The sequence below is a fragment of the Paenibacillus chibensis genome (assembly GCF_004001045.1).
In the GTDB taxonomy this organism is placed as follows: domain Bacteria; phylum Bacillota; class Bacilli; order Paenibacillales; family Paenibacillaceae; genus Paenibacillus_AQ; species Paenibacillus_AQ chibensis.
Genome location: NZ_BIMK01000005.1, coordinates 229143 through 243920, shown reverse-complemented (window position 1 = coordinate 243920; position 14778 = coordinate 229143). Strand labels below are relative to the sequence as shown.

At 42.1% G+C, this 14778-nt stretch carries 18 protein-coding genes; all 18 read right to left on the bottom strand.

Going from position 1 to position 14778, the window contains the following annotated elements; all coding sequences use genetic code 11:
• Nucleotides 1-12: 12 nt before the first annotated feature.
• The 18 genes from neuC to flgM all read right to left on the bottom strand — a co-directional run bounded on the left by neuC (nt 13) and on the right by flgM (nt 14722).
• Nucleotides 13-1152 carry a UDP-N-acetylglucosamine 2-epimerase gene (gene neuC, locus PCH05_RS06110; protein ID WP_127601469.1) on the bottom strand — a complete coding sequence of 380 codons (1140 nt, stop codon included), beginning with the start codon at nt 1150-1152 and terminating at the stop codon, nt 13-15.
• The gene (gene neuB / locus PCH05_RS06105; RefSeq protein WP_127601468.1) at nt 1149-2228 is read right to left on the bottom strand and encodes an N-acetylneuraminate synthase; all 1080 of its coding nucleotides are present in this window, start codon (nt 2226-2228) and stop codon (nt 1149-1151) included. The genes neuC and neuB overlap by 4 nt, the downstream gene beginning before the upstream one ends.
• Nucleotides 2206-2919, bottom strand: a complete 714-nt coding sequence (locus PCH05_RS06100) for an acylneuraminate cytidylyltransferase family protein (RefSeq protein WP_127601467.1) — start codon at nt 2917-2919, stop codon at nt 2206-2208. Before PCH05_RS06100 ends, neuB begins: the two co-directional genes overlap by 23 nt.
• Nucleotides 2867-3934, bottom strand: coding sequence for a UDP-N-acetylglucosamine 4,6-dehydratase family protein (locus tag PCH05_RS06095; RefSeq protein WP_127601466.1), 1068 nt, complete (start codon nt 3932-3934; stop codon nt 2867-2869). The genes PCH05_RS06100 and PCH05_RS06095 overlap by 53 nt, the downstream gene beginning before the upstream one ends.
• Nucleotides 3935-3985: 51 nt before the next feature.
• Nucleotides 3986-5845, bottom strand: a complete 1860-nt coding sequence (locus tag PCH05_RS06090; protein WP_127601465.1) for a motility associated factor glycosyltransferase family protein — start codon at nt 5843-5845, stop codon at nt 3986-3988.
• Between the two features lies 1 nt (nt 5846).
• On the bottom strand, nt 5847-6428 hold the full coding sequence (locus PCH05_RS06085) for a DUF8042 domain-containing protein (RefSeq protein ID WP_127601464.1): 582 nt from the start codon (nt 6426-6428) through the stop codon (nt 5847-5849).
• 153 nt (nt 6429-6581) lie between these two features.
• The gene (locus PCH05_RS06080) at nt 6582-7397 is read right to left on the bottom strand and encodes a flagellin N-terminal helical domain-containing protein (protein ID WP_127601463.1); all 816 of its coding nucleotides are present in this window, start codon (nt 7395-7397) and stop codon (nt 6582-6584) included.
• 141 nt (nt 7398-7538) lie between these two features.
• The gene (locus tag PCH05_RS06075; RefSeq protein ID WP_127601462.1) at nt 7539-7931 is read right to left on the bottom strand and encodes a flagellar protein FliT; all 393 of its coding nucleotides are present in this window, start codon (nt 7929-7931) and stop codon (nt 7539-7541) included.
• On the bottom strand, nt 7924-8313 hold the full coding sequence (gene fliS, locus PCH05_RS06070; RefSeq protein ID WP_127601461.1) for a flagellar export chaperone FliS: 390 nt from the start codon (nt 8311-8313) through the stop codon (nt 7924-7926). The genes PCH05_RS06075 and fliS overlap by 8 nt, the downstream gene beginning before the upstream one ends.
• 29 nt (nt 8314-8342) lie before the next feature.
• Entirely contained in the window at nt 8343-9764 is a 1422-nt protein-coding gene (gene fliD, locus PCH05_RS06065) for a flagellar filament capping protein FliD (RefSeq protein WP_127601460.1), read from the bottom strand.
• A gap of 29 nt (nt 9765-9793) precedes the next feature.
• Nucleotides 9794-10165 carry a flagellar protein FlaG gene (locus PCH05_RS06060; RefSeq protein WP_246049378.1) on the bottom strand — a complete coding sequence of 124 codons (372 nt, stop codon included), beginning with the start codon at nt 10163-10165 and terminating at the stop codon, nt 9794-9796.
• Nucleotides 10166-10194: 29 nt separating this feature from the next.
• On the bottom strand, nt 10195-10434 hold the full coding sequence (gene csrA / locus PCH05_RS06055; RefSeq protein WP_127601458.1) for a carbon storage regulator CsrA: 240 nt from the start codon (nt 10432-10434) through the stop codon (nt 10195-10197).
• Complete coding sequence (gene fliW / locus PCH05_RS06050; RefSeq protein WP_246049377.1) at nt 10434-10877, bottom strand: flagellar assembly protein FliW; 444 nt, start codon at nt 10875-10877, stop codon at nt 10434-10436. Before fliW ends, csrA begins: the two co-directional genes overlap by 1 nt.
• On the bottom strand, nt 10874-11266 hold the full coding sequence (locus PCH05_RS06045) for a DUF6470 family protein (protein WP_127601457.1): 393 nt from the start codon (nt 11264-11266) through the stop codon (nt 10874-10876). The genes fliW and PCH05_RS06045 overlap by 4 nt, the downstream gene beginning before the upstream one ends.
• 37 nt (nt 11267-11303) lie before the next feature.
• Nucleotides 11304-12191, bottom strand: a complete 888-nt coding sequence (gene flgL, locus PCH05_RS06040) for a flagellar hook-associated protein FlgL (protein ID WP_127601456.1) — start codon at nt 12189-12191, stop codon at nt 11304-11306.
• A gap of 18 nt (nt 12192-12209) precedes the next feature.
• Nucleotides 12210-13784 (bottom strand): flagellar hook-associated protein FlgK, encoded by a 1575-nt coding sequence (flgK, locus tag PCH05_RS06035; RefSeq protein WP_127601455.1) that lies wholly within the window; start codon nt 13782-13784, stop codon nt 12210-12212.
• Nucleotides 13785-13927: 143 nt separating this feature from the next.
• Nucleotides 13928-14428: a flagellar protein FlgN gene (locus PCH05_RS06030; RefSeq protein WP_127601454.1), complete on the bottom strand. Its 501-nt coding sequence runs from the start codon at nt 14426-14428 to the stop codon at nt 13928-13930.
• A gap of 9 nt (nt 14429-14437) precedes the next feature.
• On the bottom strand, nt 14438-14722 hold the full coding sequence (flgM, locus tag PCH05_RS06025; protein WP_127601453.1) for a flagellar biosynthesis anti-sigma factor FlgM: 285 nt from the start codon (nt 14720-14722) through the stop codon (nt 14438-14440).
• Nucleotides 14723-14778: the final 56 nt, after the last annotated feature.

Below are 14778 nucleotides of genomic sequence, written 5' to 3'. Positions count from 1 at the left end.
TTCTCCTCCTCCTTAATATGCTATGGTCTTTTGAATCAGATTCTGATCCAGTTGTTGTTGTTTAAGAATGTCCATGATTTGGGCACTTGTATTCCCTCGACCATATACATTCTGACAAGAATCAACCTTATTTTTAAAGGAATTGGAAAAGGCAAGCTTAAATGCATTTTCCAGTTCAACCGGATCTTCCGATATATCTATAACATTGACAGAACGTTCTCTCCCCTGCTGTCTTGTTCCAATATTGATGACGGGAATATGGAATGATGCAGCTTCGATAATGCCTGAGGAAGAATTCCCCACCAATATATTGGCATGCTTTAACACGGACAAATAATCCATCTGTTCAAAATTGCTTACCAAATGAATTTTACTTACTTCTGCAAACTCCCTATACACGCTAAGAATGTCATCAGAACATGCATCGGCGTTCGGAAGAACACATATAACGTCATCACCTTGTCCCAAAACAACATTTAATATATCCTTCAGCTTGTTTCCTTCCGTTGCCGAAGTGGTGACGGGATGATAGATGAACAAAATGTAACTGCCACTGAATTTTAAACCATACTTCCCTTTAATGTCCTGTATACCGGGTAATAATGCCGACTGTATTGTTTCGATTCTTGGTGCACCTACCGTATGAACCCGCCAAGAATCTTCTCCAAGGCGAATCAATCGTTTAGAACTCTCATCCGTTGCTGCAAAGTGTATATGCGAAAGTTTGCTTATTGCATGCCTGACGGATTCATCAATGGTGCCCGACACTTCTCCACCATGCAAATGCACTACAGGAATGTTCATATGCGAAGCGACGATGGCGCCAGCAAGCATTTCACCGCGATCTCCCAGAACCATGACAATATCAGGCATTATCTGTTCCATACTCTGAGTCATTCCAAGCACAGCCAGCCCAATGGATCTAGCCATATTTCCATGAGATGATCCTAACAAAAGCGTGTCTACCTTCGCGCTAATTTGAAAGCCATCATTTTTAATATGTTGAATCGAATATCCATGCTGCGGCGATAAATGCATGCCAGTAACCAATAAATGCAAATCGAAATAAGAATCAGATTGCATCGCTTTTAAAATAGGGTAATATATTCCATAATCAGCTCTTGTACCGGTAATGACTAATATTTTAATCATTCCACATCATCCCACAGTACCAATTGATCCATATCAATACTTTCTTTAGCCATTTTTCCAACAAGATCATCTATATGTTTCGGTGCCAGTCCATTTCCTGGTCGCTTAACCTTTAGATCTTTTGCTGTGATGAACTCACCTGAATGGATCTGACGAGCTGCAACGATACTTTTACGAGCCACCAATTTGGTATTTTCCTCCGAAGGCATGCAGCGCTTTATCCCATCACCAAGCGCTAACTCCACATTTCGAATGGAGCGAACAAGATTTGTGAACTGTTCAGGCGTCATTGATGCCTTATGGTCAGGACCTGGCAGTGATTTATCCAGTGTGAAATGCTTTTCGATGATCTTTGCTCCGAGACTAACAGCCGCAACCGAAACCTCTACACCATCTGTATGGTCAGAATAGCCAACCACGGTTCCGAACTCATTTTGCATCGTTTTCATCGCAAGGAGATTCACATCTGCAAGAGGAGCTGGATAATCGGAGGTACAATGCAAAAGGGCAACAGGACTCTCTGTGATTACCGCTAAGGATTCCCGCACTTCTTCAAGCGTAGCCATTCCAGTAGAAAGTAAAATTGGCGTTTTATAAGCACTAATTTTTTTCAACAAGGGAATATTGTTCATATCTCCCGAACCTATTTTAAATGCATTTATATTAATCGAATGTAGAAATTCGGCACTTTCTTCATCAAAAGGAGTAGAAAGAAAATCAATATCCAAATCTAAACATTTTTTCTGCAGAATGATAAAATCATTAAAACTCAACTCTATTTTCTTCAACATGTCAAACTGGTTTTGCGAAGTATGATCATTCAAATTTTCGGATTGATATTCCGCCATTTGAGCATATTTCGTAACCAAATTCTCTGTTCTAAAGGTTTGAAATTTCACGGCATCCGCACCAGCTGACTTTGCCGCTTCAATGCTTTTTAACGCAAGTTCCAAAGAACCGTTATGGTTAACGCCAATTTCCGCTATTAAGTACGCTGGTGATCTGTCTTCTTCTAATACACTCTTTATTAACACAGAATCACTCTCACTTTCCCTAATAAAGAGAATTCTCTTCATATCTCAAAAGACATTCAGTCAAGTAAAAGTCATACATATCATCAATGTCGATAGAACGTTCTTTTGGCATTACATAGGCCGCATTATTATTCCCAACAATGGTATTATGCTCCATAAGCAAATCTCTTTTGACGATATAGATGGCTCCATTTAGCTGATAAATATCGGCTAAATCTTGCCTTCTTTGGTTGGGATCGTTCTGCTCCAATAATGGGGCTAATATATTATTTTTAATTGTCCTTAATAAATAAGGATGAACCAATGAAGGAGATACGCTTTGCAAGGAATCGGCTTCGTTCTCCATGTAGATCTGTAAGGCAGCTTCTATATCTTTTTTATTTCTAAGTGGTGAGGTTGGTTGTAATAACATGATATGTTCAAGCTTTTTACCCAGAAGCCTTTCTGCTTCTATCGTCGCATGCTTTAGGACATCAATCGTTTTTGCATGATCCGTTGATAAAAAATCAGGCCTCAAGAATGGAAGCCAAGCGCCGAGACGTGAACATATTTCAAAAATCTCAGAATCATCTGTAGAAACAAGGACTTTTTCAATACTCTTTGCTTGCAAAGCTGCTTCAATCGTATATTGAATCATGGGTCGACCATTAAGAAGCCTCATATTTTTATGAGGGATGCCTTTAGAGCCGCCGCGGGCTGGAATAACCGCCAATAACCCCTGTATCTCTTTCATAGATATGTCCTCCAAAATCTAAACCATACTTTTCAAGAAGCTCGATGATATCTTCTAATTGAAGTTGAACAGCATTTACTGAAGAATATTCCATATACTTCGCTTTATCAAACGCTTGATATTCTGCTTCTTCTTTTCGAAAAGGGGATGTAATTACATACATTTCATTATTTTCAAGAGCTCGTTCGGACTCTTCCAGTGTCATAAGCTCTTCATATAATTTTTCTCCAGGTCTAATTCCGGTTTCTGTAATTCTTCCTCTATAAGATTCACCACGAATATTTTCATATGATTTAATTAATGCAATCGCAAGATCCATAATTTTTAAAACAGGCATTTTTAGTACAAATACCTCCCCGCCATAGGCCTGTTTCGCTGCTTCTAAAACAAGCTGAGCCGCCTGAGGAATCGACATCATAAATCTAGTCATTTCCCTATGAGTAACTGTAATGTCATGTCCTTTCATAATCTGCTCTTTAAAAAGAGGAATCACAGAGCCCCTGGAACCCATTACATTGCCAAATCGAACACATGCAAAAACAGTCCTTTTACTTCCCTTATACATATTAGCTGCAGATATAAGCTTCTCCGACAGCAGCTTAGTAGCTCCCATGGTATTAGTGGGATTCACGACCTTATCCGTACTAATGGCTATCATCTTCTCAACGTTGTGCTCAATTGCTACCTCAATCACATTTTGCACACCCAATACATTGGTCTTGACTGCTTCCATAGGATTGTACTCACATGCCGGGACATGTTTCAAGGCAGCTGCATGAAAAATAAAATCGACACCTTCAGCAGCGTAGCTTAACCTTTCCTTATCTCGGATATCTCCAATCAGGTAGCGCACATTACTATATTGCTCAAACTCCTGTTGAAGAGCAAATTGCTTACTTTCGTCCCTGCTATAGATGCGTACTACCTTGGGGTTCTCTCTCAATATGCATCTGACAATCTCACTGCCAATTGAGCCGGTACCACCTGTTACCAATACTGTCTTGTCTTTAAACATATATTTTCCCCTAGTCGTGTTTAGTGGATTTTATTATGATAATTGGATACTTTATTTACTTTCCTGTAACCGTTTAATTGAAGATTCAATAACATTCTCTAATACCGGACTGAATTCTTTCATTCTATTAATCAATGAACCCAAATGAGATATAATTAATTCTGCCTTTTTAAAAATATTATGAGATTCAATAATCTCAGGCACATACCGCATGTATATATTGATGTGATGAGCTAATGAGTAATTATAAAAAATAATAAACACTTCTGTTTCCGTTATTTTGTTCCAGATCTCGTTTATTTTCAAAATCTCATTGTTAACTTTATTATAATTCCTTATGGAATGTGCCTTTTGAAGCTTATTTATGCTGTCTATTAGTTTTTTTAATGCAATACATAAGCTATTATTATCATTTGAGATGTTTTGTAACTTTACAATAAGTCGATTCGCTTCACTAATCTTGTCAGGGAGATTAGGAGCTGCAATAAACTTTGATAAATCAAAGTCTTGGGGTTCCGATTGCTCTAAATTACGGATTAAATCATCCATAGATGCCCACGTTGTATCCTGAATTACGGCGCCCTTTTTGGATGTATTAATAATACTTATGCCTCTATATTTCATTATTTGAACAAGGAGCTCTACATCCTGGCGAAGTACCTCCATGCTTTCTGTTGTTTTGTTCCGTCCTCCGTCTACATTCTCCACCCATTCATTGGTACAAGCAACCTTCTTCTTCTTCTCATCTTCTGTTACATGATTAACACCTGGGGCATAATACTCATCTTCCGTATATGATAGGTCTTGCCCCATCAGTATAATTTCCTCTATTCCAAAAAATTCCGCAATTTGCATGGCTGTGCCTGTAACAGTTGAGGTTGAAAGAACTGTAGGAAGTTCATCAGTCTCCATCATATATTTAGTAATTGGATCATTTTCGAATCCAACATAATATTTTTCGCATTGATATTGATCAACAATTTCATAATAAACTGGCGGGCAAAACACCAATGGTGATATAGAGGTATCAATATTCTCAAAAACCCTATTATTAATTGCACTTCCATCCATGCTCACAACAAAATGCGGATTAATATCAAAATGCTGTAATGCCTGGACACTTGATCCTGCAGCAATAATTAGACATTTATCTTTCAAGGTGCGTAAATAATGCACGTCCTTTTTTAAAGAAGGGCCCGAGCCCACAACAATAGCTTTCGTTCCCGTATTCTTCCATACATCTTTCATTTCCAATAAAGATGAACTTCTTATTATTGTACTTAAATTAAATAGGATATTGGATACCCAAGTTTTCTCGTACATTTTATTGGTTTGCATGTTAGAGATGGACTTTATCATCATTTCTTTTAGACTCGTTTCAAAATTCATGAGTAAATCCGGATAAATCTTTTTATAAATTGGCGGAACAACCAATTTAAATGTCCCTGAGATGAAGCCTGCAATTTCATCTGCGACTTGAAGAGGCAGATATGCATCTGCTCCGACAGCAACGATTCGAATTTTGGGGTGAGACAACACCTTCTTTATATCTCTGGTGCGTATCCATTGATCGAATACGTCTACACTAGGTTCAAGAATAAAAACATCTTTTGATTCACATTCTTCCAACAACTCTTCCAAAAAGTAGCCTAGTCCAATTCCAAAAATACAAATATGCTTGGCCTCTTTTATTTCAGGATGGATTGATTGTACCCATTTCATAGCTTCTTCCCGAGCATTATACTTACTGTGTAAAAAATAGTCTCCCTTATTAAGGGAAATCTGTATATTCGGCTCATTGTTGCGAGTCATAATTATTTGACTAGCGTTTTTATCTTCATTTTTAAACAGTTCTGCTAAAGAAGGATACTGTTTCTTTAAAAAATTACTATTAGACTCATAAAAAGTCATGTTAATCCCCCTGTTGTATCCCACAAATCTGTTGCAAAGGCTCAATAATAGGAATTAGTTCATATTTAATTAAATCAGCCACGTCAACATGGTCGCCATTTCGAATACTCTGTTCTAAATTGGCAACCACTGGTTCTAACTTGCGTAGTACTAATTCTACAGCATCATTACAAGGATCAGAAATAGTTTGTATAAATTCAAGCGAACTTATAATCCAATTCAGACCGTCAATGAATTTTGAAAATTCACCCCATGCTTCCTCTGAAACCTCACCAAAAAAATAATCGGCTATAATAAGCGATCTTGGAATAAAAACTTTCAGATATAATCCCATCTCCTGTAAGGTTTCACAAATGCTTTCTTCGTATCCTTTTGTCATAATTTCAATTTTATCTATGTTATTGTAATTGTTAACAATAACAGATTCATAGCCAGTATACATCTTCACTCCATCTATTTCTAAGCAGTATATCAAGCGTTTTTGATTGTAAATTTGAGAAGTGGATTTCTTCCACCATTCATTAATTGCTTCTATATCATGTGCAAGATATTGTGCTTCATGATTATCAATTGTTACTTTCATTTTTATCACAACCTTACGTTCTTGTTTACTATATTTATCGGATTTTCCTCGCTTGTAATGAATACATTCCACAAAGTACATATTCTGAAGAGAATTTCAGCATAAAAAAAAGGTCCAGCAATTGCTGGACCTCTCCTGATTTTATAAAGCTAATTATCCCAACAGTTTCAAAACAGCTTGTGGAGCGGAGTTTGCTTGCGCCAGCATAGCTGTACCAGCTTGAACAAGGATTTGATTCTTTGTGAAAGCTGTCATTTCTGTAGCCATATCAGCATCTTTGATACGGGAGTTAGCGGCAGACAGATTTTCGGATGTTACACCCAAGCTGTTGATAGTGTGTTCCAAACGGTTTTGATAAGCGCCCAGATTAGCACGGTTAGTAGAAACTTTAGAAATTGCAGATTTGATCAGCGAAAGAGCACTTGTCGCTTTAGTAGCCGTACTGATCGAAAGTCCGCTGATACCAAGAGCACTAGCTTTGTTGCTAGACAAAGTAACAGTCAGGGACTCACCGGATGTTACACCGATTTGGAATTTAACAGATCCCGAAGATTTCAACAGGCTTACTCCGTTAAAGTTAGAGTTAGCAGTAATTCTGTTGATTTCAGTAACCAATTGCGTTACTTCTTTTTGCAAGTTAGAACGGTCTTCATTTTGATAAGTACCGTTTGCTGCTTGGTTAGCAAGAGTGTTCATACGTTGCAGCATGGAGTGAACTTCAGTCAAGTCACCTTCAGCTGTTTGCAAGAGGGAGATACCGTCTTGAGCATTACGCTGTGCTTGGTTCAAGCCATTGATTTGATAATTCATTTTTTCGGAAATTGCCAAACCAGCAGCATCGTCGGCAGCACGGTTAATACGGTAGCCGGAAGACAGCTTCTCCATTGTTTTGCTCATGTTCGTATTGTTGAAGCTCAGGTTACGGTTAGCGTTGATTGCGCCAACGTTAGTGTTAATAAACATACCCATCGTGATCATCCTCCATGATTTCGGTTAGAATTGGTCACATCCTTGTGGCCTAATATATATATCGGTAAATCTTTCCGCTAGTTTAGAGTTTATTAAGTTTTTTCATAAATTATTTTACCTCATTCAATTAGGACAGATTAATTATTTTCTAGCATCGAAATACAAAGCAACTTGATCCTTATTATTTAAATTATAGTATGCATTTAATACCTTTTGCTGAGTCCGAACACCACGCAAGTCACTTCCTGTATGATCGGTTTTTACTTGAAGTTGTGCATGGATATGCTCCACATTCGCATTAATTGACTCCATAATGTTAAGTAATGCCTGAGATTCATACTCTTCAATTCTCTCTTCTGGTTTCGAATTTCCTATCGCCTCTGTAATTCGATCCCAATATTCAAAATATTCTAAAAAAAAAGGAAGAATATCTCCTTCCTTTTCTAAATTGATACTAAGATCATCCATAATTTGTCTTTGTTTACTCGTACATTCCAGAAGTTCTTGATATAAATGCATGTTGCCGTTATCCAAGAGTACCTCTCCTTCCTATTTCGTCCCAGGAAGATTTGATCTCGGAAATTATCTTAATAGCCTCATGAAGCGGTTCTTCTTGTTTTTTTAAGTTGGCTTCGATGAGACGGTCAATGACATAAAAGTATAAATTCTGCAAATTCCTTGCTAGTTCACCGCCCTGCTTCACATTTAACGATGAGAGCAACTCGTAGACGATATCCTGAGTCTTCTGAATGTACTTATTTGCATCAGAAATATTCCCCTGTTGTATTGCCTGGACCGCGTTTCCCGCAAACTGAATCGCTCCATTATAAAGCATAAGTATCAACCGATGAGGAGATGCCGTTTGATACTTATTATTCTGATATGCTTTATAGCCTGCTAAATTAGGTGCTGTCATATGAATTCAACTCCATGCCTTACAGTCTATTATTTGGATGACTTGTTCAACTGTGCAACTTGACTTGTAATCCAATCCTTTTGGTTATTTAGCCCGGTCATGACAACTTCAAGATTTGCATATTGCTTTTTCAAATTAGCTTCACGCATATCCAGTCTTTCCTGCATACTTGTAATTTGTTCATCAATATACGAGATATCCGATGTATACCCTTTAATTTTTGAAGTCATAATGCCGTCGACAGTATTGGTCCACAACTTGAGTTTATCGTCAAATAAAGCCCCTAAACCATCAAACCCAGATGTAACTTTGTTGTCATCATCTCTTGTTGCTATGCTCGTAAACATATTTTGCAAAGCCTGAGGATTCTGAGCAAGCTTCGTTTTGAACTTGTCTTTATCAAAAGTTATATTACCTGTCATCAACGATGCAGAAGTTACTCCCTTGTCAACCTCAAGGCCAATTTCCCCCAACAACCTATATCCATCCGAATTGCCCATGATATTATTCATCATGTCATTTAACTGTGACTGAAGATCTCTTAATGTCGAATCTCCCTGTAAAGTCAACGTTAAAGTCCCATCCGAATTTTTCTCTGATTTCTTTGTAACGTCTCTGATTGAGTTAATAACATCATTATATGCCTTTACAAATGCTTCCACTTTTGATGCGACTTTATCGGAGTCCATTGCCACCTTAACGGTCGAGGTACCAGTTGCATTTAACTGAAGCGTGACACCTGGAACAGCATTTTTGAGTTCATTAGTTGAGCTTGTAATCTCGATGCCATTAACTTTTACCGTTGCATCCTTTGCAGCCTGATTTGGATCCGTAACAAATCCGAAAAAAGAATCCGTAGGATTTGTAAATTTACCAGCTTCACCAGATTTAGCTGCTGTGAGGGTAAGTACCCTTTTATCACTTGACGTTTCAATTACTGCAGCATTAATGCCAATGCCTGCCGCATTAATGCGATCACTTATGATCTTGAGTGCGTCATCCAGATTCTTGCCTTTTGCATCTTTAATATCGACGTTAATCGCGTTGCCATCTTTGTCCGTTCCGAAATTAAGCATATCGGGCAGAGTCGAAAAATCAGTACTTGAATCAAAAGCTGTACTATTTGACTGCTGCGATCTAGCCAAATTGACTATATCTACTTGGTAGCTCCCGGAAAATGCACTTTCTCCTGCCGTTACCGAAACCTTAGTTGTATCCGAACTTGTTGCACTCGTCTGTTGGAAAACCGATTTATCCTTAAGAGCATATGCTGCATCTTTTAAGGCTTGAAGCTTTGTATTAATGGAATCAAAGGTATTTTTATACGCAGTTGTGTTGGTCTTTTTCGTCTGCAAATTCGTCAGTGGAATGCTTTCCTGCTTCATTACAGCTTCAATATAGCTGGTGGAGTTAAACCCCGAAGCTAGTCCTGCAAAACTGATTGTTGCCATATCTCATTACCATCCTTTCGAAATATTTATTAAACCTTTTTATCCAAAAACATCCCGATCATTTCCTTCATCTTAATCGAGAGATCAATCAGAAACTCCGGCGGAAGACTTGAGATAACCTCCTGCGTCTTGCTGTTCACGACTTCCACGTAGAGCTGCTTGGCTTCATCGTTATACTTGAAGTGAAGCTGTTTGCCAGTGGAGGAGATGGACTCGTTCAACTTCTTCAACTGCTCGTCCAGCTTTTTCTTTTCCTCTTCGCTGAGGTTTTGAAACGAAAAGGTTTTGTTTTGTAAATCTCCTGCTAGTTTGCTCGAGGACTCCGTTAGGGAGCTGATATCCTCAATGCTTTTTTTGATGCTAACCTCCGGGGTAACCCGGTCCACCCGACCAATATTCAACCTCAATCCCACCTAATCTTTAAAATGGATTACACTTTAAATTGTTTAAGCAAGTTAAGGATTTCCTCCTGCTGGCCTTGTTTTGTTTGTTCCTTAGCCGCTATGTTCTCTGCTACGATTCCCTGGTACAATTCTTCCCGCAATATTTGCACGTCTTTAGGAGCTACGAAACCAAGCTTGATCTGATCCCCTTCAATCCCAAGAATCTGCACCTGAATGTCATTGCCGATCATGACCGTCTCACCGATCCGGCGCTTGAGTACAAGCATCAGGATTCCCCCTTGCGTTCAAGGCGATGCCTGATGGGCAGATCCTGATCATTAATGATGAATTGGCAGCCTTTATGGGAGTGGGGTGAAAGGATGATCGGTGCTTTCAGATTGACGTAAATATCCTGATCATGAATATTCACGATCAGCATGACGCCGACGTCGTCAGGAGAGTCCAGCTGTAACAGGCTGACCGTCTCCTCCTGCAGTTGAAAGCCGTATCCTTCTACCGCCTGTGCGGCCGGCAAAAGTACGAAGCTTACGTCCTCTTCAACCGCGTGCAGTAAAAAGAAGAGCGTATCATCGATGGGCAGCAGCGCATATTCTCTGATGTGTGGAATCCCCAATATGTCAGACTCGAAATGGTAGATTTGATCCTCCGCTATTTCCAAGGAACCATAAACTGAGCTTTGGATCACCTGCTGTTTGTGCTTACTGTTCACGATGGGAGAGCTCCTTTCGCTTCAATATGGATCTCAGGCGGATGAATCCGGAAATCGATGTACACGCCATGCCTTGGCAGCGCCTCAATCGTTACTTCCTTGGGTCCAGTCCGCATATACCGTTGATGAGCAACATCTCCAAATACATTTCCTTTACGGGCTTTAGGGTTCAGCATCCGGTCGCCCTCCTGAGCCTTCAATGCAATATTCTCAAGAAGGATTTGCCGGGTTTCCGCCGTGTCTTCCTGCCTGAACGTCGATGGACGTTTCAGTCCCAGATCTTCATACACCTCGGTCATATCGGTCTGCAGATCCGCAGCCTGTGTCCGGATCGTTAACTCAGCAGGGACATATAGCGGTCCGGAGCTTGCTGGCGTAATTCCTACCAAGCAAATCCATCCTTTCTTTAGAGGCTCAAATCACATTCTATTTCATAAAATCAAGCAGCGAGGTTTGCATTATACGAGCTCCAGTGGAAAGTGCAGCTTGAAGCACATTCTCTTTCGACTTGAGGTCGGTGATCGCAGTCGCAAAATCGACATCCGCTACCTGGGAGCGCTGCTCTTTCAAGTTCACCTGATTATCCGTGATCCGGTTCTGCATCAGGTCGAAGCGATTCATTCTCGCGCCGATTTCAGCCCAGCTGATCGAGATTTTATCGGAAACCGCATCAATTTTATCCAAACTCGCCGAGATACCCGCAACTTGATTGTTATCCAGTGCATTCGCCAAGTCATCCAGTACCTTAAACACGTTATCTGAACCTGCTGCTCCGAAGATCGTTTCGCCCGTTATACTTACAGGCACAGCGACAGCCGCACTCACATGCAGCGAGAATACACCTTGGTCCGTCACGTCATTCGCTGCATTCGCCGAAGTATACGGCGCCACATCCGTTTTCTGGCCGTTGAACAGATAACGACCGTTATATTGACTGTTGCCGATCTCCACCAGCTGTTCCTTCAGTTGCTTAATTTCTGCAGAGATAGCCTTTCGTTGCTCTCCATCATAGGTTCCATTCGAAGCCTGCAGCGCCAAGGTACGCGCTCGTTTCAGCACATCATTGGCCTGGGACAACGAGGAATCCATCGTTTTCAGGATATCATTGCCGGTTTGGGCATTCTGCATGAACTGGTCACTGCGGGCAAGGTCCGTATCGTACCGCATTTGGTAGCCCACGCCGATGGGGTCATCACTGGGCTTGTTGATCTTTTGTCCGGTAGCCAGCTGGTTCTGCCCCTTGGTCATGCTGGTATTGATGTTGTTCAGGTTCTTGAGCAGCTGCATGCTCTGCATATTATTCGTTACTCTCATTGCCATCCTCCTCCGCTACTATCGGCCGACAACGCCCATGTTATTGATAATCCGGTCAAGCATTTCGTCCACCGTCGTCATCGCCCGCGCCGCGGCATTATAAGCCTGCTGGAAGCGGATCATATCCGACATCTCTTCATCCATGGATACGCCGCTGACTTCCTGTCTGGAAATCTGGAGCGAATCGGTCATGTTCTGCTGGTTGTTGAAATTCCGTTCCGTATTGCTTGCCCGAATGCCCAGGTCGCCTGTCAAAGCCCGGAAATAGTCGTCCGTCGTGCCTTGGGAAAGCGAAGTCAGTGAATCCGGGAATTTGAATACGTTATCTCTCAGACCCGCGAGCGCGTTGGCGATATCGCTGTTGCCGCGGATCGTTTTATTCACGCCGCCCACCGTTTCATACTTGGAGGAGGCTGCAATTTTGTTCGTATCCTTCACGATCTCGGGATTGACCTGAATATTATCGATCGAGAAATCCCCGCCGTCCGATGTTACGAAGAATGGAATGCCCGCTGTCGCAGGATCGGACAAGCCGTATCCAAGCTCATGAAGCCCGTTAAACCCGTTTACCTCTATCTCCATCTTGGAGGCAATAACCGACCCTTGCGGGATCGTATTACCTGCTGTAATGATGCTTCCGTCCTTCAGGGTCACATCGTTCAGCGCGGTCATGTCTTTCGGCGTCACGTAGCCGTTATCCAGGGTCACTTTGGCCGTTCCGGTCACAAGCGTTTTCACCATGCCGTTCAGCTGATCCCGAATTTTCTGGACTTCCTGCAAAGATTTCGTGTAGCCGTTCAGTTGTCCCGAGGTCGCCGTCTGGGCGGCATCGCTCGTCAGTGGTGTTACGGCTTCCCCATCAATCACGTTTACGCCTGCCGCAGTAATGCTGTACATGCCGTCGGCGCCTTCGGTAACCGTAATATCCGCAATCGAGGACAGCTTGTCGACGAGAAGATCCCGTTGGTCGCGGTAATCGTTGGCATTGTCGCCCAGCGCTTCGTTCTTACGGATCGCCAGGTTGAGCTGTGCGATGTTATCGATCAGGTTGTTGGCTTCCAGAACCTTTTTGTCGATGTTGGCATTCACGTCTTTGGACAGGTTGTTCAGCGATTCGCTGACATGCTTCAGCGTATCCGCAAAGTTCACGCCGGCTCCCGATACGGCAACCCGCGCACTTAGAAGGGAAGGATCGCGGTTCAGCGTTTCCCACGCGTTCCAGAAGTTATCCATGACTTTGCTGAGGCCGTTCTCCGAAGGCTCGTTCACGATTCCCTGGATGGCCGAGAACGTGGTGTTCAGAACTTGCCAAGCTCCGAGATCTTGGTTCTCCCTGCGGTACTGCGTATCCAGGTAACTGTCGCGCACCCGCTTGATGCTGTCGACTTGAACGCCTGTACCCAATTGTCCGGGTGAAGAGCTTTTGGTAAAGCCCATGGCCCAAATCGGGTTCGTTGCCGATGTGTTGACCCGCTGGCGGGTATAGCCTTCCGTATTGGCATTGGCAATGTTTTGGCCCAGCGTCTGCATGCTGGTCGTATTGACGAACAGTGCCCGTTTACTCGTCTCCAGGCCGTGAAAAGTGGATGTCATGCTTACAACTCCTTTGGTATGCTTCTGCGCAAAATAAACTGCCGCTTGTCTAGCTCCGATCTTCTATGCTCCGCGGCCGCTGTGTAGATCCGCTCTTACCTTCATAAGGCGCTCCGGTGGAGCGCTATCTCTGTCTTCCTGCTCTAGGCCCTTGTATCAAACAGCCCGCTTCGCTGAATTCCTCGGGTGCTCTGCTCCGGGCGCGAATAGGTTGCTTCTTCGTCCATGGCGCCAACCATCAGGTTAAGGGAAAAATCAATGTAGGAGAGGGATTGCTGTATCAATTCCTGGATATGTGTGTTGACCCGCTTGAGTTCCGTCAGATGGAAGGTCAGGTCCCGCTGTACTTCGAGCAGCTTCGCTTTCTCTTCAGGCTCAAACACGAGCCGCGAGATTTCGCTAATCGTAAGCTTAAGCTTGGATTTAATGCCCTTTTCAGCGATGAATGCCTGACCTTCCTCATAGACCTTCTCTTCGTATTCCTTGACGGACTTCAGCAGTCTCGATTCCTTGGTCAGTGCCGCCGTAATGTCTTCGTACCGGTTATGGATGACGGCCTGCTTTTTATGTTCGGCTACCTGCAGCAGTTCCTTATGAAGCTCATTCAAACGGCTTAAGGTTTCAATCAATGTTTGTATAGGCATAATCAACCTCTAGTTCTCAGGAAACTTTTTAAAATAAGGCATGAGCTTCTCGGCAATTTTTCCTGCATCAACATGATAGGTGCCGGAAGATACCTGCTGCTTAAGGTCTTGAATTCTTTGGGCTCTCTCAGGATCCGTACTGCGCTCCTGGGCCTCAAGCATCTCGATCGCTTCCGAGGAAATGGATACCTCATCCTTGCGGCGTTCCATCTTTTTGGCCTCCGTCCGCTGGGTTTCCATATTCCGCTGATAAGGGTTAACTCCACCAATTCGTCCGGTATCATTAATTTTCATATCTTCCACCTTCTTTCAAATATATAAGGACGCCTTCAGGCGTGTTCTCGTTCAGT